The organism is Thalassolituus sp. (assembly GCF_034111725.1).
Classification (GTDB): Bacteria; Pseudomonadota; Gammaproteobacteria; order Pseudomonadales; family Oceanobacteraceae; genus Thalassolituus.
The window spans coordinates 23,301-46,391 of sequence record NZ_JAWUWR010000037.1 but is presented as its reverse complement, the minus strand read 5'-3'; the positions used below and the strand labels follow the sequence as shown (position 1 = coordinate 46,391).

16 protein-coding genes and 1 rRNA gene are annotated in these 23,091 nt (G+C 46.2%); 15 read left to right on the top strand and 2 right to left on the bottom strand.

Features of this window, described 5'->3' with window-relative positions; all coding sequences use genetic code 11:
- From rrf to UXZ23_RS05490, 5 genes are all read left to right on the top strand, one after another.
- A 5S ribosomal RNA gene (gene rrf / locus UXZ23_RS05510) occupies nucleotides 1-95 on the top strand; the annotation flags it as partial.
- Nucleotides 96-248: 153 nt separating this feature from the next.
- On the top strand, nucleotides 249-1,511 hold the full coding sequence (locus tag UXZ23_RS05505; RefSeq protein ID WP_320819628.1) for a diguanylate cyclase: 1,263 nt from the start codon (nucleotides 249-251) through the stop codon (nucleotides 1,509-1,511).
- Nucleotides 1,512-1,575: 64 nt separating this feature from the next.
- The gene (locus tag UXZ23_RS05500; protein ID WP_320819627.1) at nucleotides 1,576-1,920 is read left to right on the top strand and encodes a histidine triad nucleotide-binding protein; all 345 of its coding nucleotides are present in this window, start codon (nucleotides 1,576-1,578) and stop codon (nucleotides 1,918-1,920) included.
- Nucleotides 1,921-1,924: 4 nt separating this feature from the next.
- Complete coding sequence (gene modF, locus UXZ23_RS05495) at nucleotides 1,925-3,352, top strand: molybdate ABC transporter ATP-binding protein ModF (RefSeq protein ID WP_320819626.1); 1,428 nt, start codon at nucleotides 1,925-1,927, stop codon at nucleotides 3,350-3,352.
- Between the two features lie 111 nt (nucleotides 3,353-3,463).
- The gene (locus UXZ23_RS05490) at nucleotides 3,464-4,702 is read left to right on the top strand and encodes an HD-GYP domain-containing protein (RefSeq protein WP_320819625.1); all 1,239 of its coding nucleotides are present in this window, start codon (nucleotides 3,464-3,466) and stop codon (nucleotides 4,700-4,702) included.
- A gap of 76 nt (nucleotides 4,703-4,778) precedes the next feature.
- Here the strand turns inward: UXZ23_RS05490 and serA are convergent, their stop codons facing one another.
- Nucleotides 4,779-6,008 carry a phosphoglycerate dehydrogenase gene (gene serA / locus UXZ23_RS05485; protein ID WP_320819624.1) on the bottom strand — a complete coding sequence of 410 codons (1,230 nt, stop codon included), beginning with the start codon at nucleotides 6,006-6,008 and terminating at the stop codon, nucleotides 4,779-4,781.
- Between the two features lie 224 nt (nucleotides 6,009-6,232).
- Between serA and UXZ23_RS05480 the strand changes: the two genes are divergently transcribed.
- The gene (locus tag UXZ23_RS05480) at nucleotides 6,233-7,636 is read left to right on the top strand and encodes an FAD-binding oxidoreductase (RefSeq protein ID WP_320819623.1); all 1,404 of its coding nucleotides are present in this window, start codon (nucleotides 6,233-6,235) and stop codon (nucleotides 7,634-7,636) included.
- 59 nt (nucleotides 7,637-7,695) lie between these two features.
- Here the strand turns inward: UXZ23_RS05480 and UXZ23_RS05475 are convergent, their stop codons facing one another.
- The gene (locus UXZ23_RS05475; RefSeq protein ID WP_320819622.1) at nucleotides 7,696-10,287 is read right to left on the bottom strand and encodes a penicillin-binding protein 1A; all 2,592 of its coding nucleotides are present in this window, start codon (nucleotides 10,285-10,287) and stop codon (nucleotides 7,696-7,698) included.
- Nucleotides 10,288-10,419: 132 nt separating this feature from the next.
- On the opposite strand from UXZ23_RS05475, the gene UXZ23_RS05470 reads away from it, so the two are divergent.
- The 9 genes from UXZ23_RS05470 (at nucleotide 10,420) to gltB (ending at nucleotide 23,083) form a co-directional block, all read left to right on the top strand.
- Nucleotides 10,420-11,517, top strand: a complete 1,098-nt coding sequence (locus UXZ23_RS05470; RefSeq protein ID WP_320819629.1) for a pilus assembly protein PilM — start codon at nucleotides 10,420-10,422, stop codon at nucleotides 11,515-11,517.
- A complete protein-coding gene (locus tag UXZ23_RS05465; protein WP_320819621.1) occupies nucleotides 11,517-12,071 on the top strand; it encodes a PilN domain-containing protein in 555 nt (184 codons plus the stop codon). The genes UXZ23_RS05470 and UXZ23_RS05465 overlap by 1 nt, the downstream gene beginning before the upstream one ends.
- 1 nt (nucleotide 12,072) lies before the next feature.
- The gene (locus tag UXZ23_RS05460) at nucleotides 12,073-12,711 is read left to right on the top strand and encodes a type 4a pilus biogenesis protein PilO (protein WP_320819620.1); all 639 of its coding nucleotides are present in this window, start codon (nucleotides 12,073-12,075) and stop codon (nucleotides 12,709-12,711) included.
- 1 nt (nucleotide 12,712) lies between these two features.
- On the top strand, nucleotides 12,713-13,252 hold the full coding sequence (locus UXZ23_RS05455; RefSeq protein WP_320819619.1) for a pilus assembly protein PilP: 540 nt from the start codon (nucleotides 12,713-12,715) through the stop codon (nucleotides 13,250-13,252).
- A 2-nt stretch (nucleotides 13,253-13,254) separates the two neighbouring features.
- Nucleotides 13,255-15,354: a type IV pilus secretin PilQ gene (gene pilQ / locus UXZ23_RS05450; RefSeq protein WP_320819618.1), complete on the top strand. Its 2,100-nt coding sequence runs from the start codon at nucleotides 13,255-13,257 to the stop codon at nucleotides 15,352-15,354.
- Between the two features lie 4 nt (nucleotides 15,355-15,358).
- Nucleotides 15,359-15,877 carry a shikimate kinase AroK gene (gene aroK / locus UXZ23_RS05445; protein WP_320819617.1) on the top strand — a complete coding sequence of 173 codons (519 nt, stop codon included), beginning with the start codon at nucleotides 15,359-15,361 and terminating at the stop codon, nucleotides 15,875-15,877.
- A 14-nt stretch (nucleotides 15,878-15,891) separates the two neighbouring features.
- Nucleotides 15,892-16,983, top strand: coding sequence for a 3-dehydroquinate synthase (gene aroB, locus UXZ23_RS05440; RefSeq protein WP_320819616.1), 1,092 nt, complete (start codon nucleotides 15,892-15,894; stop codon nucleotides 16,981-16,983).
- A gap of 17 nt (nucleotides 16,984-17,000) precedes the next feature.
- Complete coding sequence (locus UXZ23_RS05435; RefSeq protein ID WP_320819615.1) at nucleotides 17,001-18,446, top strand: SPOR domain-containing protein; 1,446 nt, start codon at nucleotides 17,001-17,003, stop codon at nucleotides 18,444-18,446.
- A 185-nt stretch (nucleotides 18,447-18,631) separates the two neighbouring features.
- Nucleotides 18,632-23,083, top strand: a complete 4,452-nt coding sequence (gltB, locus tag UXZ23_RS05430; RefSeq protein WP_320819614.1) for a glutamate synthase large subunit — start codon at nucleotides 18,632-18,634, stop codon at nucleotides 23,081-23,083.
- The last annotated feature ends 8 nt before the right edge of the window (nucleotides 23,084-23,091 follow it).

The following is a 23,091-nucleotide window of genomic DNA, read 5'->3' as shown; positions in this document are numbered from 1 at the left end:
GAACCACCTGAATCCATTCCGAACTCAGAAGTGAAACGCAGTATCGCCGATGGTAGTGTGGGGTCTCCCCATGCGAGAGTAGGTCATCGTCAAGCTCTTATTCTAAAACCCCTGTTAGCTTCGCTAGCGGGGGTTTTTCTTGTCTGCGATTCGGAGCCTACTGTAAGCATTTTACTTTATTACTTAGTTTCTCCGTAGTTTACCTAAACACTGTCTAAACTTTGGTAAGACAAAGTAAGGTGGTGTTCATGAGTAAGTTTCTTATTGTTGAAGACAGTCAGGTTATACAGAAGATTCTGCGGCATATAGCTAAGCAGGAGCTGGACCGAGAGGTGCTGTTCGCTGCCAGCATGGTGGAAGCTAAGACGTTATATGCCGATCATAAGCATGAGTTAATTGCCGGTATCATTGATATTGCATTACCTGATGCTCCTAACGGCGAGCTTGTCGATTTTCTTCTAGAGGATCATTTCCCACTAATCGTGTTAACTGGTACAGACGATGGTGAGCGTCGTCAGTCACTACTGAAAAAAGGTGCCGCTGATTATGTTTTAAAGGAAAGTCGCTATTCCTACCAATACGCAGTACAGATGCTGCATCGTCTTGAAAAAAATTCTAATGTTAAGATTTTGATTGTCGATGATTCGCGGCAAATACGCCAGTTTGTGACCTACTTACTCAAACTTCATCGCTATCAAGTTTTTGAGGCTGAGGATGGTGTAGTGGCGTTACAGATTCTCGAGAAAGAGCGTGATATTCGCATGGTACTGACGGACTATCATATGCCTAATCTCAATGGCTTTGAGTTGGTCCAGCAAATTAGGCAGCGGTATGAGAAAACGCCTATTGCCGTTATCGGATTGTCTAGTCAGGGCGATAGTCATGTTTCAGTACAGTTTATTAAAAATGGTGCGAATGATTTCTTACCTAAGCCCTTTGAGCATGAGGAGTTCTTCTGTCGCGTAACGAATAACATCGAATCTCTAGAACGGATGTTGTCGCTTAAAGCACAAGCAACTAAAGATTATCTTACCGGTTTGAATAATAGGCGCTATTTTGCCGAAGAAGGGGATACTCATTTGCGTCGTTGTCAGACAGACGAAATACCAATTTGTCTCGCTATGATCGATATTGATTTGTTTAAACGAATCAATGACGGATTTGGTCATTTAGTCGGTGATCAAGTTTTGAAACAATTTGCTTATTATTTGGATGATTGTTTCGGGCGTTTTATTACAGCCCGCACAGGAGGAGAGGAGTTTAGTATCTTGCTATCTGGCTTGCAGCCCTCACAAGCTCGTAGCTTGCTTGAAGAATTCAGGATTATGGTCGAAGAGTTGGAATTTGAGTTTGGCGACGGTGAGTATCTTCGGCTAACCATCAGTATAGGTATGAGCGCAGCGAGTGGCGATAGTTTGGATTCACTTCTTCAGCGAGCGGATCAGCATCTTTACGCCGCAAAAGATAGCGGACGGAATATGTTGGTTTCTGACAGTATAATGCTTTCCTAATCTATCAGATTGTAACACTTCGTTTTTTTTCCTATTGTGTGTAGCTAATTAGGAGGAAGAACTTATGTCTGAAGATACGATTTTCGGGAAGATCAGTCGGGGTGAGTTACCTGCCAATATTGTCTATGAAGATGATCAATGTTTGGCTTTTAGAGACATGTACCCTGCGGCACCAATGCATATTTTATTGATTCCGCGTAAGCCTATTCCTCGATTGTGTGACGCTCAAACAGAAGACCAAGCGCTGCTAGGTCATATGATGCTCGTTGCTAGTCAGATAGCGGAGCAAGAAGGTTTTGGTGATAAATATCGGCTTGTTGTGAATAACGGAGCAGACGCTGGGCAATCGGTATTCCATCTTCATCTCCACATTATAGGAGGTCGTTCTTTAAGCTGGCCTCCAGGTTGATATCGTGATTTCGTTTAACTCCATTTTAGCTCGGCTCCACGATGGTCGAATATTGACCGTTGATCATTGGAGTATTGAGCCGACGCAGACTTGGGCGATTATTGGTACCAATGGTAGCGGCAAGTCAGCCTTGTCCTGCTTGTTTGATGGGGACTTGGTACTAAGCCATGGCTCCAGTAAAGGTTTACCCTCAAATGTAATGTATGTTTCCTTAGAGGCTCAGGCCAAGCAAATAGAGCAAGAGCGTCGTGAAGACGAATCCGATTTGCTGGATAAGATAGACCTCGGGACGCCAGTGCGGGCTTTTCTCGAACCAATTTCAGAGGTTGAGCACTGGATTTCATTGCTGCGTATGGAACATCTTCTGGATCAAGGGTTTCGATCACTTTCTACGGGTGAAACTAGGAAGGTGATGTTGATTCGAGCCTTACAGGCAAAACCGGAATTATTGATATTGGACGAACCGCTAGAGGGTTTAGACCAAGCCAGTCGTCGGCTTGTGAGTGAAGGCTTGGCTCAACTTAAACACAATGGCCAAGCTATTATTTGGGTGGCTAACCGTCTCGATGAAATTCCTGACTGGATTACCCATATTGCATTTATGCACGATGCCAAATTGTTAGTGCAAGGAACAAAAGAGGACGTTATTACATCACCCGAAGTCATCGGTTTACTGCATTTTGATCAAGCATTGCCCGACTTTCCGCCTCCACCTAAAGGCCGCAAAGTTCTTCCTAATCATCAAGCGTTGGTTGAAATGACGGATGTTTCTATCGTTTATGGCGAGCGTGTACTTTTTGAAGGGTTGAACTGGTGTATTAAGCCAGGAGAACATTGGGCGATTGAAGGTCCAAACGGTAGCGGTAAGACAAGTTTACTGCAGCTGATTACCGGCGATAACCCTCAGTGTTACCGAAACCAGTTGATTGTATTCGGAATGAGGCGCGGGTCGGGGGAAACTATTTGGGATGTTAAGCAGTATATCGGTTTGGTTTCTGCTTCGTTGCAATGGGACTATCGCGCGAGCACTAATGTTCTGAGCACGGTTATCTCGGGGCTTTATGACAGTATTGGGTTGTATAGGGCAACGGGAGACGTGGACAAGCAGCTAGCTCTGCAGTGGTTAGACGTTATAGGTTTACGCCACCGAGCTAATCAGAGTTTGCAACATCTGTCTTATGGCGAACAACGCTTAGTTTTAATTGCTCGGGCACTTATTAAGCAGCCTGCTCTTTTGATTCTGGACGAGCCTTGCCAAGGGCTAGATGACCCAAGTCGTCATCTTGTTCTTGCTTTTTTGCAGCGTCTTGCTTTGCAAAGAACGATTACTTTGTTGTATGTAACTCATCAGTCCGAGGAAATGCCAGAGGGTTTTCTGCGTAGATTGGAATTTGATGGCAACAAAACCTTACGGATGAGAGGTGACATTTAACACGAAAGTTGTGGCGGCAATCATCACGACCACTAGACTAATAATGATAATAAGAAGGTAACGGCATTGGCGGTATCGAATATGACCACACGGGACAGGCGACGATTTAATGTGAATAAGCGACATAGTCGCCAGCGCTTAGATGCCTCTGAGTTGTCCATTGGAATGTATGTGGTTGAGCTTGATCGCCCTTGGATTGATTCTCCTTTCTTATTCCAAGGGTTTTTACTTGAAAATACTGATGACATTATCGCAGTGCAGGATATCTGCCAATGGGTTTATGTCGATGTCGTTGAGGAAGAGTGGGTTGAGACGGATGGTAATAAGCCGACAGGTGTAAGACAGGTTCAGAAGCGTTATGTTGATAAAAATCAAATGGCCACACAACTAACGGCCGCCAATAGAACTTACCAATCAACTAAAAAACAAGTTAAGCATCTACTCGCCAGTGCTCAGCTTGGTCAAGCCCTAAACATGGCCGACGCCAAAGTGGCTGTGAAGGATTGCGTTGATCGCGTCGTTGCTAACCCTAACGCGATACTTTGGCTTACGCGTTTAAAGCACCAAGATGAGTATACTGCTGAGCATTCGGTTAACGTATGTTTGCTCTCGATTGCGTTGGGGCAGAGGATGGGATTGGCGACCTATGAATTGGAAAATATCGGTATTAGTGGGCTAATGCATGATATTGGCAAAATGAAAGTCCCCCCAGAGATTCTTAATAAACCGGATCGGCTGGATCCTGAAGAGTTTGCTGAGATGGCACGCCATACTGTTTACGCCAAACAATTGCTAATGGGGCGCTCTGACATCTACCCAGGTGCGGTAGATGTCGCCTATAGTCACCACGAGCGTTTGGATGGAAAAGGTTATCCTCGTGGTATCGACTCAAGTAAAATCTCGTTATTTACTCGTATTGTTACTATTGCTGATGCTTATGATGCGATGACCAGTGATCGTTGTTACAAGGTCGGAATGTCATCGATGGAGGCCTTACAGATCATTAATCGAAATATTGGTACACAGTTCGATAAAGAAGTCGCACGTCAGTTTATTGGTATGATTGGTATGTATCCGCCGGGTTATTTATTGGAAATGACCAATGGTGAGGTGGGGATTATTTTATCCGCAGACAAAGGGTATCAGTTGAAGCCACGCGTTATAATGGTGCTTGATAGAGATAAAAATCCCCAACCTGAAGCTATTATCAACTTAGCAATGAGTCCTACTGACGGAGTTGGTCAGCCCTATAAAACCAAGGGTGTTTATCGGAGTGGTCATTTCGGTGTGGATGTTGGAGAGTACACGAAGAAGGGACTAAGAATTCAAGGCTTCGATGAAATGGAATGAATACTAGACATTATCGAATGGGAAAAGAAAAAAGGCCGAGCATATTTACTCGGCCTTTTTTATTCACTAACTGGGATTAATAAAGAACGCGGGCACGAATAGTGCCTTCAACCTGTTTGATTTTCTCTAAGGCTAGTTCGGAAGCATCTGCAGCAACATCAATTACCACATAGCCCACGTCTTCAACCGTTTGCAGGTATTGACCAGAAATATTAATGCCGTTTTCTGCAAAAATTTGGTTGATAGCATTCATGACGCCAGGCACGTTCTTATGCGTGTGCAAAATGCGATGAACATTCCGATTTGACGGCAGAGCAACTTCAGGGAAGTTAACAGACGATGTCGTCGTACCGTTGTCGCTGTATTGAGACAGTTTTTCGCCCACTTCTTTACCGATGTTTTCTTGCGCTTCTAGCGTTGATCCACCAACGTGTGGAGTCAGAATCACGTTATCAAATTCTCGTAGAGGAGTAATGAACTCTTCGTTATTTGAACGTGGCTCTACTGGGAACACGTCAATCGCAGCACCGATAAGCTTCTTGCTACGCAGAGCATCGGCTAGAGCATCAATATCAACGACAGTACCACGCGAAGCATTCAGTAGAATACTGCCGTGCTTCATTTGAGCAAATTGTTCTGCGCCCATCATCCACTTAGTAGCCGCTGTTTCTGGTACATGTAATGAGATTACATCACACATATTTAACAATTCGTTTAGCGAGCCTACTTGTTTGGCGTTACCAATAGAAAGTTTGGTGACAACGTCGTAGAAGAAGACTTCCATGCCCATACTTTCTGCCATGACGGATAGCTGAGTACCGATGCTACCGTAACCGATAATGCCCAGTTTTTTGCCACGAATTTCAAATGAATTCTCAGCAGACTTGCTCCAGCCACCACGATGACATTCAGCATTTTTCGCTGGAACACCGCGCATCAGCATAATGATTTCTGCAATGGACAATTCAGCAACAGAACGGGTATTTGAATAAGGAGCGTTGAATACTGCTACGCCACGCTTAGTCGCTGCTTTGAGGTCAACTTGGTTGGTACCGATGCAGAAGCAACCAACAGCAATCAGCTTTTCAGCCGCTTGGAAAATTTCTTCGGTCAGCTGAGTGCGGGAGCGAATGCCAACGAAATGTACATCTTTGATCGCCGCTTTAAGATCATCTTCACCGAGTGCTGTCTTCAGGTACTCGATATTGGTGTATCCAGCCGCATTAAGAGTATCGATTGCAGATTGATGCACGCCTTCTAACAAGAGGAACTTGATCTTGCTTTTGTCGAGGGATGTTTGTGCCATTGTGGTACCTATATACAGTAGTAAAACCCGTTTCGAATAGTCAGCTGAGATTACAGTACAAGTGTGATCGTTCGGCAAAACCATCCGCGAGCAGTTAAAACCGCTCCGAAAATTATGGCGCGTATGCTAGCATAACCGCCAGTTAAAGTGAGCCTCAAAGTCGCCTTTCATCGCGAAGATTACTCATTTTGAGGTGAAGAACATTCATCCAACCGGACAACTCCATGACCACGTTGACACAAGAAGCCCTAATTGAGCAGTTATCAGCGATCGTTGGCACCGATAAGGTGCGAACAGATGCTGATTCGTTAGAAACCTTTGGTAAGGATTGGACCAAAATTTATCCGCCAAAGCCTTCTGCTATTGTGTTCCCCAAGACGACTGAGCAAGTGCAAAAAATCGTCCTTCTTGCGAACGAGAAAGGTTTGTCACTCGTTCCTTCAGGTGGTCGTACGGGTCTAAGCGCTGGTGCCGTGGCGGCCAATGGTGAAGTCGTTATTGCTTTTGATTACATGAACCAAATCATGGAATTCAATGCTATAGACCGCACGGTTAAATGTGGAGCTGGTGTCGTTACAGAACAGCTACAAGTGTTTGCCGAAGAGCAGGGCTTATTTTATCCCGTCGATTTTGCATCTGCGGGTTCGAGTCAGTTGGGTGGTAATATTTCGACCAACGCTGGTGGTATTAAGGTTATTCGTTACGGTATGACTCGCGATTGGGTTGCTGGTTTAACCGTCGTTACGGGTAAAGGAGATGTGTTAAATCTCAATAAAGATTTGGTCAAAAACAATACGGGCTACGATATGCGCCAGTTATTTATTGGCGGTGAGGGTACTCTAGGGTTTGTTACTGAAGCGACCATGCGTTTAACTCGTTCTCCTAAAAACCTGACAGTTCTGGTTCTTGGAGTGCCTGAGTTCGATGCGATCATGAGCGTATTGAATACCTTTCAAGGTCGTATGGATTTAACGGCTTTTGAATTTTTCTCAGATAAGGCGATGCGCAAAGTTATTGCTCGTGGCGATGTACCTGCGCCATTCGAAACAGCCGCTGAGTATTATGCGCTGCTCGAATTTGAAGCGGAAAATGAAGACCACATCAACACTGCGATGGAAATATTTGAATACTGTGTTGAGCAGGGTTGGGTGCTAGATGGTGTTATGAGTCAAAGTGAGACTCAAGCCGCGAACTTGTGGCGTTTGCGTGAAGACATTTCAGAAACTATTTCTGAGTGGACGCCATATAAGAACGATATCTCTGTTGTTGTATCTAAAGTTCCTCCTTTCTTACATGAAGTTGAGGACGTGGTAACTCGTGAATATCCTGATTTTGAGATTATTTGGTTCGGTCATATTGGCGATGGTAATTTGCATTTGAACATCTTGAAGCCAGATGATCTTGCCAAAGAAATTTTCTTTGAACGTTGTGCCAAGGTATCTACATGGGTGTTCGAAATCGTTGAGAAATATGCCGGTTCTGTTTCTGCGGAACATGGTGTTGGTTTAACGAAAAAACCGTACCTTGAATATACCCGCTCAAAAGAAGAGTTGGACTATATGCGGGCGGTTAAGCTCGTATTTGATCCTAAAAATGTCATGAACCCGGGCAAGTTAATCGACCTATAATTCGAAACAGATAAAAAAAGGAGCCGAATGGCTCCTTTTTTGTTGCTTCGAACAAGTACTCAGAATAACTGTTCGGGAATGACTTCATTGGTCGAGTAATCCCCCGGCGCATCGTTTTTCTCGCTAGGTGAAACCTCAGTGGGGACATCTTCCTGACGGAAATATTCGAAAATAGCATTACGTTGGCCAGGTCGGGCTAGTTCACCCGTTTCTGGGTCAATACGGACACTGACAATACCGGGTGGTTGTTCAAATGGATGTTCTGGCACACCCTCTAGGGCGGTCTTCATATAGTCCACCCAGACTGGCAGGGCTGTATTACTGCCAAAGGCCCAGCGCCCTAAGGTTTGTGGTTGATCGAAACCAATCCATGCCGTTGTTACTAAATCAGGGCTGAAACCAGAGAACCAAGCATCTTTTTGATCATTGGTTGTGCCGGTCTTTCCTGCTAGATCATGACGATTTAAGGCTAATGCCCGCTTTCCTGTGCCGCGGCGAACAACATCTTGCAGCATGCTTACCATCAGATAATGGACACGTGGATCCATAACTTGTGCTGCCGGGATAATCGGCAGCGCATCATCTAGCTCTGCTTTCGTCGGTTCAGGTATTGGCCCAAATGCGTCTATTGTTGCTGTCGATAAAGCAAAAGTATCGGCCGTTGTCGTCGAGATTGGCGATGTATCATTGGGTTGAATTACCTCGGCCTCTGTAATGTCAGAATTATCACAGTCACGGCAGACCACAGCAGGACGAGCGGTAAATAACCGAGTGCCTTGCTCGTCTTCTATTCTCTGAATCAAATAAGACTTAACTGCATATCCACCGTTTGCTAAAACACAATAACCGGTCGCTAGCTCCATCGGTGTTACTGCTGAAGACCCCAAAGCGAGCGATAAATCGTTGTTTAGTTTCTTCCCATCAAAACCAAACGGTTCTACATAGCGAATCGCGGTGCGCGTCCCTATTTGTTTAAGAATACGAATGGACACCAAATTCTGAGATTTATACAACGCTTCTCGCAATCGAGTAGGGCCGTAAAACTTGCCGTTATGGTTTTCTGGTCTCCAGGTATTTTCTAAACTGGCATCCTCGAAAACGACAGGTGCATCATTAATGATACTGGCAGGGGTAAAGCCATTAGCTAAAGCAGCACTATAGATAAAAGGCTTGAATGCGGATCCTGGTTGTCGCTCGGCTTGAATAACACGGTTAAACTTATTAAAGCTAAAGGAAAAACCGCCGACTAAAGCTTCGATTCCGCCATTATTGGGATTCAGTGAGACAATAGCCCCTTCAGCTTTAGGCATCTGGCCTAGCTCTAATCCATTAGCCGTTTCTTGTAGCCAGATTTTTTGGCCGATAGAAACGACTTCTAATGCATTTTTGGGTTCTTGGCCAACACTGTCGACGGATAAATAAGGACGAGCCCAAGTCATGCCAGTGAAGGGCAGCCACAGGAAGCCATTATCGCTGTAGGTCCAAGCGCCATCTTTATTGACATCTGCAACAATAGCTGGAGAGAGTAGGCCGAAGTCCCCTTGTTGACGGATGTAGTTGTCCCATTCTTCCAACGTACTTGGCCAATCGATATCGAAGCGCGAGTTAGCTGCAGCAAGCCACTCTTTCAATATTGGATTATCGTTTTCTGGCTCCAGCTTAACTAACGAAAATTCAGGTTCAGACGGGCGGTAACCATGTTCTCGATCATAATTAATAAGCCCTTGTTGGAGGGCTTTACTCGCCGCGGCTTGGCGCTTGGAGTTGACCGTTGTATAAACACTGTAACCACCGGTATAAGCTTGATCTCCAAAACGATCGACCATCTCTTGGCGTACCATTTCTGCAATATATGGCGCATCTACTTCTGTGGTTGGTCCATGGTAGCGAGCAACATCTGGTTCACGTAATGCTTGTTGGAATTCTTCTTCGGTAATTTTATCGAGGTTACGCATACGCGCTAATACGTAGTTGCGACGATCGACTGCTCGTTTGGGGCTGTTGATTGGGTTTGCTGCCGATGGCGCTTGTGGCAATCCGGCGATCATAGCCAACTGGGCCAGTGATAGATCTTTAATTGAACGACCGTAATAGACTTGAGCTGCCGCTTCGATGCCGTAGGCGCGTTTACCGAGATAAATTTTATTAATATAGAGCTCTAAAATCTCCTCTTTGTTCAGTGATTGCTCAATTTTGAGAGCTAGGAGGATCTCTGTGAACTTCCGAGTGAAAGTTTTTTCGCTCGATAAATAATAGTTTTTAGCGACTTGCATTGTAATCGTACTGCCGCCGGACTTCTTTTTGCCCGTACGTACTAATTCTACAGCCGCACGCGTTAGACCTTTTAAGTCAATGCCTGAATGTTCAAAAAAGCCATCATCCTCTGACGCAAGTAGCGCTTGAATGAAGAGAGGCGGGGTGTCGGCATAGCTTATTGGATTACGCCGTTTTTCCCCGAATTCGCTGATGAGTAGGCCATCGGAGGCATAAACTCGCAGGGGGGTTTGTAGCTCGATATCACGCAAAGCCTCGGTGTCAGGGAGGTTGGGAACGAGGTAGAGGTAGATGGCCATAATGACCATTCCACAGCCTGCAGCGCTGGACAATACAAGCCAAATAATAAACTTCACAAGCGGGGATGTCTTAGTCATAAGAAAAAGATCGTCGATTCCTTCGGAAAGCTAGGTATGATGCGGGTTGCGGCATTATAAGGCTTTTTTGTTCTTTTAATAGGATTGTGCTTATAATGACTTCGACTATATAGGATCTGAGTGAGCTTGTGCATGCAAGCTCGCGAATTTGATGGGGATTTTGTCGTGCTGGCTAGCCTGTTTAACAAGAAAAATAAGGCGCTTCTGGGCGTGGACATAAGCTCAACGTCAGTCAAAGTGCTCGAGCTCAGCCGTCAAGGCGATCGCTATCAGGTGGAAGCCTATGCGACAGAGCCTCTCCCGCTTAATGCGGTTGTAGAGCAGAGTATTAGCAATGACGAAGCGGTAGGTGAAGCAATTCGTAAAGCAATTGCTCGTTCGCGCACGAGTGCAAAAGCAGCAGCCATCGCGGTTGCTGGCTCAGCGGTAATTACTAAAACCGTTCATATGAGTGCGACTCTTAAAGACGATGAGATGGATTTTCAGATTCGCGCAGAAGCGGATCAGTACATTCCATATCCTCTCGAAGAGGTAGCGCTTGATTGGGAAATTCAAGGCCCGTCAGAAGGATTAGCCGATATGGTTGATGTGCTTTTGGCTGCTTGTCGCTCTGAAACTGTTGATCGTCGTAAAGACGCAGTTGAGTATGCTGGTATCTCGGTTGAGCGTGTTGATGTTGAAGCGTTTTGCACGGAGCGTGCCTTTGCCTTGTTGGGTGCACAGGTTGTTGGTGAGGATGTGGAGACCGTCGCAGTTCTCGACATTGGCGCGACCATGACCACTCTTAGTGTTCTTCATGAGGGTAAATCAATTTACACTCGCGAACAGTTGTTCGGGGGGAAGCAATTGACGGAAGATATTAAACGACGTTATGGATTGTCGGATGAAGAAGCGCAGCGTGCAAAAATCGAAGGTGGTGTACCGGATGATTATGAAACTGAAGTTTTAGATCCATTCCGCCAGTCGGTTGTGCAGCAAGTGAGTCGTTCATTGCAATTTTTCTATTCATCAAGTCAATTTAATGATGTTGATTGCATTGTTCTAGCGGGTGGTACGTCCGCCATTGCAGGATTGGCCGACAGGGTTCAAGAAACTCTCGGTATCCCGACGGTGGTCGCAAATCCCTTTGTTAGTATGACGCTGTCACAAAAGGTAAATGCAAATTTGCTAAACGGTGATGCACCTTCTCTTATGATCGCTGCAGGATTGGCATTAAGGAGTTTTGATTAATGACTAAAATCAATCTCCTTCCCTGGCGTGAAGAGCGCCGTGAAGAGCGTCAAAAACAATTTTACATGGTTCTTGCCTTGGTCGTTGCAGCCGCTGTCGGTGTTGGCTTCATGATTAGTAATTATTATTCGGATGAAATTTCTAGTCAGCGTTTGCGCAATGATTTCCTAGCTAAAGAAATTCGCGTACTTGACGCAAAAATTGATGAAATTAAGGCGTTACGTGATACCCGTAAGCAGTTAATTGAGCGAATGGAGCTCATCCAAGCTCTTCAGGGTAATCGACCTATTATTGTTCGTATCTTTGACGAGCTTGCGCGCTCTGTTCCCGACGACCTTTACTTTACTGCTGTTTCTGTCAAGGGAACCGCGGTTACGGTTAAAGGGATTGCTAAGTCGAATAATCGTGTTTCCTCCCTGATGCGTAACTTTGATCAATCTCCATGGTTTGCTAATCCGTCGTTGTTAAAGGTCCAAGCCAAAGGCGAAGGCGTCAATGAATTCGAGATCGTTATGACCCGGGTTGAGCCTAAGTCGGCAGAGGAGCAAGACTGATATGGCTGATGGTGCTGAAAATAAAAGCTTCATGGCGAAGCTTAATGAAATCCAGCTAGACGATATTAATAATATCGATTGGAATAATACTGGATCTTGGCCTCTTCTGGGGAAGATAGCGCTCAGCGTTGTGCTATTTAGCGCTGTGTGTGCAGGTATGTACTTCCTTATGGTGCAGGAAGATACGCTTGCGCTAGACAGGGAACAAAAAAAGGAACTTGCCTTAAAGAAAGACTTTGAATCGAAAGCATTTAGGGTCGCTAATTTGGCCGAATATAAGGCGCAAATGACTGAGATGGAATTCAGCTTTGGTTCGCTGCTTAAGCAATTACCGCGTGATACCGAAGTGCCAGGTTTGATTGATGATATCAGTGCGGCGGCACTGAATGCGGGCTTACAGTTAAATGCAATTGACCCGCAAAAAATGCAGAAAACTGAATTCTATAACGAGTTACCAATCGATATCGAGGTGGTTGGGGATTACCACGAGATGGGTGCTTTTGTTTCCGGTGTCGCTTCATTACCCCGTATTGTGACCTTGCACGACTTCAGTGTTGAACGTAAGAACAATAGCAGCGATTTAAGCATGAAAATTCTTGCTAAAACGTATCAGTACGGCGGAGACGAAAAGGGTGAGTAACATGCGTACAATTTTAACGGCACTCTGTGTTACGTCTGTGGCGTTGTTGTCGGGCTGTAACTCATCGGTTGATAACAGCGATTTACAACGTTTTGTCGACGATGTCATGGCGAAGCCAAGAGGGCGAGTGGAGCCTATCCCTGTTTTTAAGCCCTACGAATTTTTTAATTATAGTGCTGCTGGTATGCGCTCGCCGTTCCAGCTGCCGCTGATGCCCGATGCCCAGATTATCGTTTCTGGACAAGGCTCGGTAAAACCTGATTTGAATAGACCGAAGCAGTTTCTAGAACAGTTTGCTATTGGCTCATTGTCGATGGTTGGAACCTTACAGAAACCAGATGGTGAGTTGTGGGCCTTGGTTCGAGATTCAGATGGTGGTGTTGTTCGTGTAAAAGAAGGATATTACATGGGGCAAAATCACGGTCGTGTAACCTCTATTAGTGAGTATGGAATTAACGTGGTTGAAATTGTGCCTAATGGTCTTGGCGGCTGGTTAGAACGCCCAAGAACGTTAGCCCTTGATGGATTGGCTGGAGAATAACTATGAAAATAATTAAGGGCTTACGTCAGGCTGTGTTCGCGGTGCCGGCAATGCTGTTGCTAATGTCTGCTGACGCCTTGGCTGTGACACTCAAAGATATAAGATTTTCAACTATGGCGGGTGATATTACTGAAATTGCGCTGGAGTTTGACGGTGCACCGCCAGAAGTTAGTGGGTATACCATTGAGAAGCCAGCGCGCATCGCAATTGATTTGCCGGGTGTGCAGAGTGCTTTGCAGACTAAGCGTCATGAAATCGGGAACGGTAATGCGCGCAGTGCGACTATTGTTTCTACTAAGGATCGTGCGCGTTTGGTCGTGAATTTAACTCAGTTGGCTGCTTATACTACAACCGCAACTGGGAATACCTTACTGGTTCGAATTGGTGAGCGTTCGGACGAGAAAGTATTCGCCGGAAATAAGGTTACCAGTGCTTCGGGCGCTGCCGTCAGTCCTGCTAGCGATATGAAGGTTGTGAACGTTGATTTTCGTCGTGGAGAGCTAGGCGAAGGTCAAATTCAGATTATGCTTAACGATGCGCGAGCTTCTGCCAATATTCGTCGCGAAGGTTCCAAAATTATCGCTGACTTAAGGGGTGTACGTTTACCCGATGTTTTGAGTCGTCGATTAGATGTGACTGATTTCGCAACGCCAGTTAAATATGTGGATGCGCGTCGCGAAGATGGCGTAACGCGTATTGTGATTGAGCCGACCTCAGATAACTTTGAGTATTTGGCGTATCAAACCGATAAATTGTTGTCTATCAACGTATCGGAGCCACCAAAAGACCAAAAAGAAGCGCAGAAAAAGCAGTTCCCATTTACGGGAGAAAAGCTGTCGTTGAACTTCCAAAATATCGAAGTTCGTGCGGTATTGCAGCTGATCGCAGATTTTACTGGTCTTAACTTGGTCGCCTCTGATTCAGTACAGGGTGCAATTACGTTGCGTTTGCAAAATGTGCCTTGGGACCAAGCATTAGATCTAGTGCTAAAAACCAAGGGCTTGGGTCAACGTCAAATGGGTTCCGTACTTCTAATTGCTCCTGCTGCAGAAATTGCTGCGCGTGAAAAAGTTGAACTTGAAGCCGTTCGTCAAGTTGAAGAGCTGGCGCCGCTGGTGACTGAATACATGCAGCTCAAATACGCCAAAGCATCGGTACTTGCCACCTTGTTGACATCGGAGCAAGGATTGTTGTCTGAGCGTGGTACTGCAGTGGTTGATGAGCGCACGAATACTTTGCTTATGAAGGATACTTCTGCAAACTTAGAAAAAGTTCGGGAAGCTATCATTATGCTGGACGTTCCCGTTCGTCAGGTGCTTATTGAAGCTCGCATCGTTGTTGCAAACACCAGTGTTGGCAAAGAGCTGGGCGTAAAGTGGGGCGGCGCTTCATTTAAAGACAATGGCAGCAATTGGACGACTGCTGGCGGCAGTCAGCAGACCTTAACGGAAGGCTCGCAGATATTGTTTGACCGTGCGACCACTGGTAGCTCGACACAAACTATCGATTTGACCAATGCTAACGTTGTAGACTTCGGTGCGACAAACGCAGCTGCCTCTACTTTTGCGATCGGCTATCAAACAGCTGATTTCTTGTTGGATCTAGAGCTGTCGGCGATTGAAACGGAAGGTCGTGCAGAAATTGTATCCCAGCCACGAGTAATTACGGCCGATGGTCAAACAGCTTCTATCGAATCAGGTACTGAAATTCCATACCAGCAAGCTAGCTCAAGTGGTGCGACTAACGTTGCCTTTAAGTCGGCTGTTTTACGCTTGGAAGTGACTCCGCAAATTACTCCTGATGATCGAATTATCATGGATTTGCTGATTAATCAGGACTCTGTCGGCGAATTAACGTCAGCAGGTCCGAGTATTAACACTAATGCGGTAGAGACTCAGGTGTTAGTTGAGAATGGCGAAACAGTAGTACTTGGTGGTATCTTCCGTTCTGAAGATGTGACCACCATACGTAAAACTCCGTTTTTTGGCGATTTACCTCTGATTGGTGCGTTGTTCCGCTATAAGAGTAAGACGGATACTAAGAGTGAACTGCTTGTATTTATTACACCTCGTCTGGTGAAGGATACGCTCAGCACTCGTTAATGTTATGACGCGAATGCAATCGATATACCTAGTCGGGCCGATGGGTGCTGGAAAGAGCACTATCGGCCGTCTTCTTTCTGCTGAACTCAAACTTGAGTTTTACGACTCAGATAAAGTAATTGAACAGCGGTGTGGAGCCAATATCCCCTGGATTTTTGATATGGAGGGGGAGGCTGGCTTTCGCGAACGTGAAGAGCAATCCATTGACGATCTCACGCAAATGTCCGGTATTGTCCTAGCCACTGGCGGTGGCGTGATCATGCGTGAAGCTAACCGAAATCATTTAAGTGCGCGAGGCATTGTCGTGTACTTATGCACATCCGTAGAGCAGCAGCTCGTGCGAACCGCAAGAGATAAAAACCGTCCATTGCTGCAAGCGGATAATCCCGAGAAAATATTACGCGATTTATTCGCTGTGCGAGATCCGTTATATAGGTCCATCGCCGACATTATTATCGAAACCGATCAACACAATCCTCGCTGGGTTGTGCAAGAGCTGAAAAAGCGCATCAAAGACTTATAGAAAAGGCATCAATTATGAAAACCTTAACGGTTGAGCTAGGTGATCGTAGTTATCCAATTTTTATTGGTGAGGGTCTACTAAGCAATTCTGAACTCTACACTCCTTATATTCATGGTCGTCAGGTTTTAATTGTTACTAATGAAACCGTTGCGCCTTTGTATTTGTCGGCGGTTAAAGATGCCTTGGCTGGTTATCAGGTCGACGAGGTTATTTTACCGGATGGTGAAGCCTATAAAGATCTAACAACATTAAATCTTATTTACGATGCTTTGCTGGAAAAACAGCACAATCGGACAACGACGTTAATTGCTCTTGGTGGTGGTGTTATTGGCGATATGACAGGTTTTGCTGCAGCGTCGTATCAGCGCGGCGTGAACTTTATTCAAGTACCTACTACCTTGTTATCGCAAGTTGATTCCTCAGTTGGAGGTAAGACGGCAGTTAACCATCCTCTAGGGAAGAATATGATTGGCGCCTTTCATCAGCCTCAATGCGTGATCGCCGATGTATCAACGTTAGCTACATTGCCCAAACGTGAGCTATCAGCAGGTATGGCTGAGGTAATTAAGTACGGTTTGATTTGTGATGCTGAATTTTATGTTTGGCTTGGCGAGCATATGACGGGTCTGATGTCAGGTGACGTTGAGCTGTTGAGTTACGCTATCCAGCGGTCATGTCAGGATAAAGCTGAAGTGGTAGCGCAAGATGAGACTGAAGGTGGAATTCGAGCCATTTTAAATCTGGGTCATACTTTTGGTCATGCAATTGAGTCGCACCAAGGCTATGGCAATTGGCTACATGGTGAAGCTGTTGGCACAGGTATGCTTATGGCGGTAGATCTTGGTCGTCGCATGGGAGCCGTGCAGGAAGCCGAAATGCTTGCACTGCGAGATATGTTGTTGGCTGCCAACTTACCAGTGGTTGGCCCAAGTGATATGGGCATTGATGACTATATCATCCGGATGCAAGTGGATAAAAAAGTCTTGGATGGCCGCATTCGTCTTGTGTTGCTGAAACGAATTGGTGAGGCTTATGTCACATCAGATGTACCTAAAGAACTATTACTGCAAACGCTGCAAGCTGGTGAACAACTAGGTTGCGTTTGATTACTGAGAGGGCAGGCATGGAAACCGATTTTGATTTTGGATTGGACTCTGCTGATAGCTTAAAGGCTGACACGCCAAGGATGTCTTCTGTGAAGGTAACACGCTTACTGCCTAGTCAGGTTCGCCATCTGGAGTTACTGTCGCACTTGGCATCTTATAGTGAGTTATTGGTTGTTGTATCGGGGCCTGAAGGTGCCGGTAAAACAGTGATTGCTCAAGGCTTAGCTGCTCAACGAGAAGACCCAGAAGAGACACTGTTTCTCACGGCCAGTATCATGCTAGGTATGCCGTCCATACTTGCGGCAATTGCAGGGGTTTGGGATATGCCAAACCTTACCGATGACGGTTCTTCAGCTCGTGAAGCTATTCGCAACGAAGCACTAGAGCGCTATGAAAAGGGCAACGGTTTACTGATTATTATTGATCAAGCTGAGCAGTTAGATAGTGAAACCCTAAATGATATCGCGCACTTTGCTTTGCTTGCTCCTCAGGCGATCTCAATTGCTTTGTTTGGTTGCTCTGGTTTTGAAAGCGTGTTTCGTAGCTCTCCTGCTCAAGCACCTATCCATACGTTGCTGCTAGAGCCATTGAGTGTCGAAGAGGCGGACTTGTTGTTGACCAACGTGCTGGGCGTTGATGGTCAGACCCCTTTTGCCGATGATGAGCTTAGTGGTATATATCGGCAGTCCGCCGGGTGGCCGCGTGCTTTGATTCAAGCGGCTGAAAATCATTTGTTGAGTCCTGTTCGTGCGGTAAAACGCGCTTCGACTGGTTTTCCCGTTCGTAATATTCTTGGCTTGGCTGCCATTGCAACTGTGGTCATTATGCTGGGTATATATCAGCTTGGCCGAGATGAAGTCGAACAGGCGCCGGTCGAATCCTTGGCGTCTAGTGTAACGACTGAAAAGACACCTGAAGTTGCAGTGTTTCCCGCAGAGACGCAACTTGATATCGCTCCTCCTCCAGCTTCTGGAAAGTCGGATTTTAATTATCCTAGTGAGGTAGCGTCTCCGCCAACCGATCCAGTGGCTCAAACGCCAGTTGTCGCGAATGCTGGCTATGTAGTTCCTGCGGTTAAGCCAATCGAAACTGTCGAGGCCGTCACTGAACCGATAAAAGCGATAGCGAAACCGGTCGCTTCACCTAAAAAACTGGCAACTCAGGCTTACACAGCGGACGAATCGGCATTGCTGGCGGCTAAAGGCGGGTATATCGTACAATTACTCGGTTCATATCAGGAAGCTGGTGCGGATGGCTTTAAAGCAGAATGGCAGGCCAAAGTGACTGGCAATTTGTACCGTTATAAAACTTCATACAAGGGTCGTGATTGGTATGTTGTCGTGGCAGGCGTATATTCTAGCCGCGGCGAAGTAACGGCGGCAGTTAATTTATTGCCGTCAGCGTTGCGCAAGCAATCACCATGGATTCGCCCTGTCAGCGCGGTGCAAGACGTTCTGCGCTGAAGGGAATTTGCCTGACTTTTCTAGCGGTGCCGGTCTGGCACCAGACATTTTGACGCCCACATTTGTGGCAAACGCTTCAGATGTGTAGAATGAGCGTCCTTTTGTCTCGATGCTGCTTAAAATTTGAGCATTTGGCTGATGTAAGCCCTTGATTTTCAAACGTTTTTATTGATGAGAGCTGTTCTATGAGAACTGGTCTGTATACTCCAGGCGACTTTAAGGACAACTGTGGTTTTGGCCTTTTAGCGCACCTAGAAGGTCAACCAAGCCACGAGCTGTTAAAGACAGCAATCGAATCCTTAACCTGCATGACACATCGCGGCGGTATTGCTGCAGATGGTAAAACTGGTGATGGCTGTGGTCTGTTAATTCAGAAACCAGACTCATTCCTTCGCGCCGTGAGCGCAGAAGCGGGTATTCAACTGCCGGAGCAATATGCTGTCGGTATGTTGTTTATGGACCTAGATGACGCCATTTGCGCGACTCAAAAAGCGGCAGTGGAACAAGCTATTCGCGATCAGGATCTTAGCGTACTGGGTTGGCGTACTGTGCCAACTAGTAATGACTGCTTGGGGCCGATGGCGTTAGATTGTTTGCCTCGTTTTGAGCAGATATTTGTTGCACCTAAAGAGACTCTAGAGGCCTCTGCGTTGGCAGTTAAGCTTTTCTACGCGCGTCGCTATGCCGAGAAAGCGTTAGATAACCATCCAGACTTCTACATTGCGAGTCTTTCTGATCGTGTGTTGTCCTATAAAGGTCTGACCATGCCGGTCGATCTACCGAATTTCTTCCTTGATTTGGGCGACGAACGTATGGAGACCGCTATTTGCGTATTCCATCAGCGTTTCTCTACCAATACGATGCCGCGCTGGCCTTTAGCTCAGCCGTTCCGTATGTTGGCTCACAACGGTGAGATCAATACTATTCGCGGCAACCGAAACTGGGCGAATGCCCGTACCAGCAAGTTTGTTAGTGATTTACTACCAAACCTTGAAGACTTGACGCCGATTGTAAATACGACCGGCTCTGACTCGTCTTCAATGGATAACATGCTGGAATTACTAGCCACGGGTGGCATGAACTTGTTCCGCGCTATTCGTATGATGATTCCGCCTGCATGGCAGAACGTTGAGACGATGGATCCAGATTTACGTGCATTTTATGAGTACAACTCAATGCATATGGAGCCTTGGGATGGTCCGGCTGGTTTAGTTATTACTGATGGACGTTATGCGGTGTGTGGTTTAGACCGCAACGGGTTGCGTCCGTCACGTTGGGTTATTACTAAGAATAACTTCATCACTGTTGCATCAGAGGTGGGTGTTCACGGTTATAAGCCAGAAGATGTTGTTGCTAAGGGACGTGTTGGCCCTGGTGAAATTCTTGCGATTGATACCCTTGAAGGTAAGTTGTTGCATGCCGATGATATCGACAATGCATTAAAGCAAGCACATCCGTATAAAACTTGGCTAAAAGACAATGCAATTCGCATCGAAAGCAAATTGCATCTGGAAAAAGCTGATGGTGTCGAAGCGCTTGTTGGTGATGCGTTAAATACTCATCAAAAGTTGCATCTTGTAACCAATGAAGAGCGTGATCAGGTGTTGCGTCCTATGGCTGAAGATGGCCAAGAAGCAACTGGGTCTATGGGTGATGATACGCCAAGGGCAGTATTGTCCCAGCGCGTACGTCACGTTGCTGATTTTTTCCGTCAGCAGTTCGCTCAGGTAACGAACCCGCCAATCGATCCATTACGTGAATCCATCGTAATGTCGTTGGAAACTTGTATTGGTGCCGAGAAAAACGTTTTTGATGAGACTCCAGATCATGCAAATCGTGTGATTTTGACCTCGCCTGTATTGTCGCCGCTAAAATTTGCCGGTCTAACCGATACGGGTCATGAAAACTTCCGTCATGTCACGTTGAGCTTGGCATATGACGCTACTTTGTCGTTGCAGCAAGCGATTCTTGATTTGGCTGCTAAAGCAGAACAAGCAATACGCGATGGCATTGTTATTTTGATTTTGAGTGACCGTCATGTCACTGAATCACAATTAATTATCCCTGCGGTAATGGCCACTGGTGCCGTGCATCACCGTTTGGTTCAGCGCGGATTGCGTACCAACGGCAACATCGTTGTTGAAACCGGTGCTTCGCGAGATGCGCACCAGTTTGCGGTGTTGTTAGGGTTCGGTGCTACTGCGGTTTATCCGTGGTTGGCGTATGACATCATTACAGACTTGCACCGCACAGGTGAAGTTTTGGGTGATCCGCTCAAGTCACAGCAGAACTTCCGTAAAGCGATTCGCAAAGGCTTGATGAAAATCATGTCGAAGATGGGTATCTCTACGGTTGCCTCTTATCGTGGCTCACAGTTGTTTGAAGCGATCGGTTTGAGCGATGAAATCGTCGATCTATGCTTCTGCGGTGTTAGTAGCCGTATTGCTGGCGCGACCTTTATCGATTTTGAAGAAGATTTAAACTTGATTCGTAGCGTTGCGTGGAAAACACGCAAGAAGCTGGATCAAGGTGGTTTGCTGAAATACGTTCATGGCGGTGAGTACCATGCATACAACCCTGATGTCGTTAAAAGCATTCAGGAAGCGGTGCAAACTAACAGTCAAGCCGCGTATGACCGTTTCACTACACTAGTGAATGAGCGTCCGGCGGCCACTATTCGTGACTTGCTGGCGTTGCGCAAAGACATTAAGCCTATTGATATCAGCGAAGTAGAACCAGTTGAGTCTATTTTTCCGCGTTTCGATACTGCCGCTATGTCGTTAGGTGCGTTGTCACCTGAAGCGCATGAAGCTCTAGCAGAAGCGATGAATGAATTGGGTGGTCGTTCTAACTCCGGTGAAGGCGGCGAAGACCCAGCTCGTTATGGCACTTATAAAAACTCGAAAATTAAGCAGATTGCATCTGGCCGTTTTGGCGTTACTCCTGCTTATTTGTCGAGTGCTGAAGTACTGCAGATTAAAGTCGCCCAAGGTGCTAAGCCAGGTGAGGGTGGGCAGTTACCGGGTGGTAAGGTTAACGATTTGATCGCAACTTTACGTTACTCAGTACCTGGTGTTACTTTGATTTCACCACCACCACATCACGATATTTACTCAATCGAAGATTTGGCGCAGCTAATTTACGACCTTAAACAGGTGAATCCAGCTGCTTTGGTATCAGTGAAGTTAGTATCGGAGCCGGGTGTTGGTACTATCGCCGCAGGTGTTGCTAAAGCGTATGCTGACTTAATTACGATTTCTGGTTATGACGGTGGTACCGCGGCGTCACCATTAACATCGATCAAGTATGCTGGCTCTCCTTGGGAGTTAGGCTTAGCAGAAGCGCATCAAGCGCTGCGTGCCAACGACTTGCGCGGCAAAGTACGTGTGCAAACCGATGGAGGCTTGAAGTCAGGTCTTGATGTGATCAAGGCTGCAATTTTGGGTGCTGAGTCTTTTGGCTTTGGTACTATGCCTATGGTTGCTGTAGGCTGTAAGTACTTGCGTATTTGCCATCTAAACAACTGTGCAACCGGTGTTGCTACTCAAAATGATGGCTTGCGTAAAGACCATTACATCGGCACCGCTGACATGGTTAAGAACTACTTCCATTTTGTTGGTCAAGAAGTTCGTACTTGGATGGCGAAGATCGGTGTACGTACGATCGAAGAGCTGGTCGGTCGTACCGATTTGCTTGAAATGATCGAAGGTAGCACGTCGAAGCAGCGTCATCTGGATCTTACGGCAATCCTGAATAACGATTATATTCCGGTCGATAAACCACATACCGTTCAGGTAGATCGCAACCGTCCATACGATGAAGGTCATTTGGCTGAACGTATGGTGGTAGAGCTATTGCCTGCGATTGAAGGTAAAACGGGAGGTGAGTTTAATTTCCGTATCACCAACTGTGATCGTTCAATCGGTGCGCGCTTGTCGGGCGAAATTGCGAAGCGTCATGGTAACCAAGGCATGGCTGAACAGCCTATCCGTATTAAATTGACGGGTGTTGCTGGTCAGTCGTTCGGTGTTTGGAACGCCGGTGGCTTGGAAATGGTGCTCGAAGGCGACGCCAATGATTATGTTGGTAAAGGTATGACTGGCGGTAAGCTAGTGATCCACCCGCCGAAAGGCTCCGAGTTTAAGAGTGAAGAAACGTCGATCGTTGGTAACACCTGCTTATACGGTGCTACAGGCGGTAAATTGTTAGCAGCTGGCGGTGCTGGTGAACGTTTCGCCGTTCGTAACTCTGGCGCACATGCCGTTGTTGAGAGTGCAGGCGATCACTGCTGCGAATATATGACTGGCGGTATGGTTTGTGTGCTAGGCGAAACCGGATATAACTTCGGTGCTGGCATGACAGGCGGTTTCGCTTACGTGTTAGACCTAGATAACAGCTTTGTTGATAAATATAACCATGAACTGGTTGATATCCATCGTATATCCAACGAAGAAACTGAAGCTCATCGAAACCATTTACGCAGTGTGATTCGTGAATTTTCGGAAGAGACTGGCAGTGAGTGGGGCAGTTCTATTCTAGATGATTTTGATGGATTCATTGGTCGATTCTGGTTGGTTAAGCCAAAAGCTGCTGATTTACAACAATTGCTGAATAACACCCGTGCTCGTCCTGAGTAATCAGTACA

Excerpts from the sequence above, each read along its gene's own strand:
- UXZ23_RS05505 (WP_320819628.1), top strand. The coding sequence starts at position 249 with ATGAGTAAGTTTCTTATTGTTGAAGACAGTCAGGTTATACAGAAGATT.
- UXZ23_RS05500 (WP_320819627.1), top strand. The coding sequence starts at position 1,576 with ATGTCTGAAGATACGATTTTCGGGAAGATCAGTCGGGGTGAGTTACCT.
- serA (WP_320819624.1), bottom strand. The coding sequence starts at position 6,008 with ATGGCACAAACATCCCTCGACAAAAGCAAGATCAAGTTCCTCTTGTTA.
- UXZ23_RS05480 (WP_320819623.1), top strand. The coding sequence starts at position 6,233 with ATGACCACGTTGACACAAGAAGCCCTAATTGAGCAGTTATCAGCGATC.
- UXZ23_RS05475 (WP_320819622.1), bottom strand. The coding sequence starts at position 10,287 with ATGACTAAGACATCCCCGCTTGTGAAGTTTATTATTTGGCTTGTATTG.
- UXZ23_RS05470 (WP_320819629.1), top strand. The coding sequence starts at position 10,420 with ATGCAAGCTCGCGAATTTGATGGGGATTTTGTCGTGCTGGCTAGCCTG.
- UXZ23_RS05465 (WP_320819621.1), top strand. The coding sequence starts at position 11,517 with ATGACTAAAATCAATCTCCTTCCCTGGCGTGAAGAGCGCCGTGAAGAG.
- UXZ23_RS05460 (WP_320819620.1), top strand. The coding sequence starts at position 12,073 with ATGGCTGATGGTGCTGAAAATAAAAGCTTCATGGCGAAGCTTAATGAA.
- UXZ23_RS05455 (WP_320819619.1), top strand. The coding sequence starts at position 12,713 with ATGCGTACAATTTTAACGGCACTCTGTGTTACGTCTGTGGCGTTGTTG.
- pilQ (WP_320819618.1), top strand. The coding sequence starts at position 13,255 with ATGAAAATAATTAAGGGCTTACGTCAGGCTGTGTTCGCGGTGCCGGCA.
- aroK (WP_320819617.1), top strand. The coding sequence starts at position 15,359 with ATGACGCGAATGCAATCGATATACCTAGTCGGGCCGATGGGTGCTGGA.
- aroB (WP_320819616.1), top strand. The coding sequence starts at position 15,892 with ATGAAAACCTTAACGGTTGAGCTAGGTGATCGTAGTTATCCAATTTTT.
- UXZ23_RS05435 (WP_320819615.1), top strand. The coding sequence starts at position 17,001 with ATGGAAACCGATTTTGATTTTGGATTGGACTCTGCTGATAGCTTAAAG.
- gltB (WP_320819614.1), top strand. The coding sequence starts at position 18,632 with ATGAGAACTGGTCTGTATACTCCAGGCGACTTTAAGGACAACTGTGGT.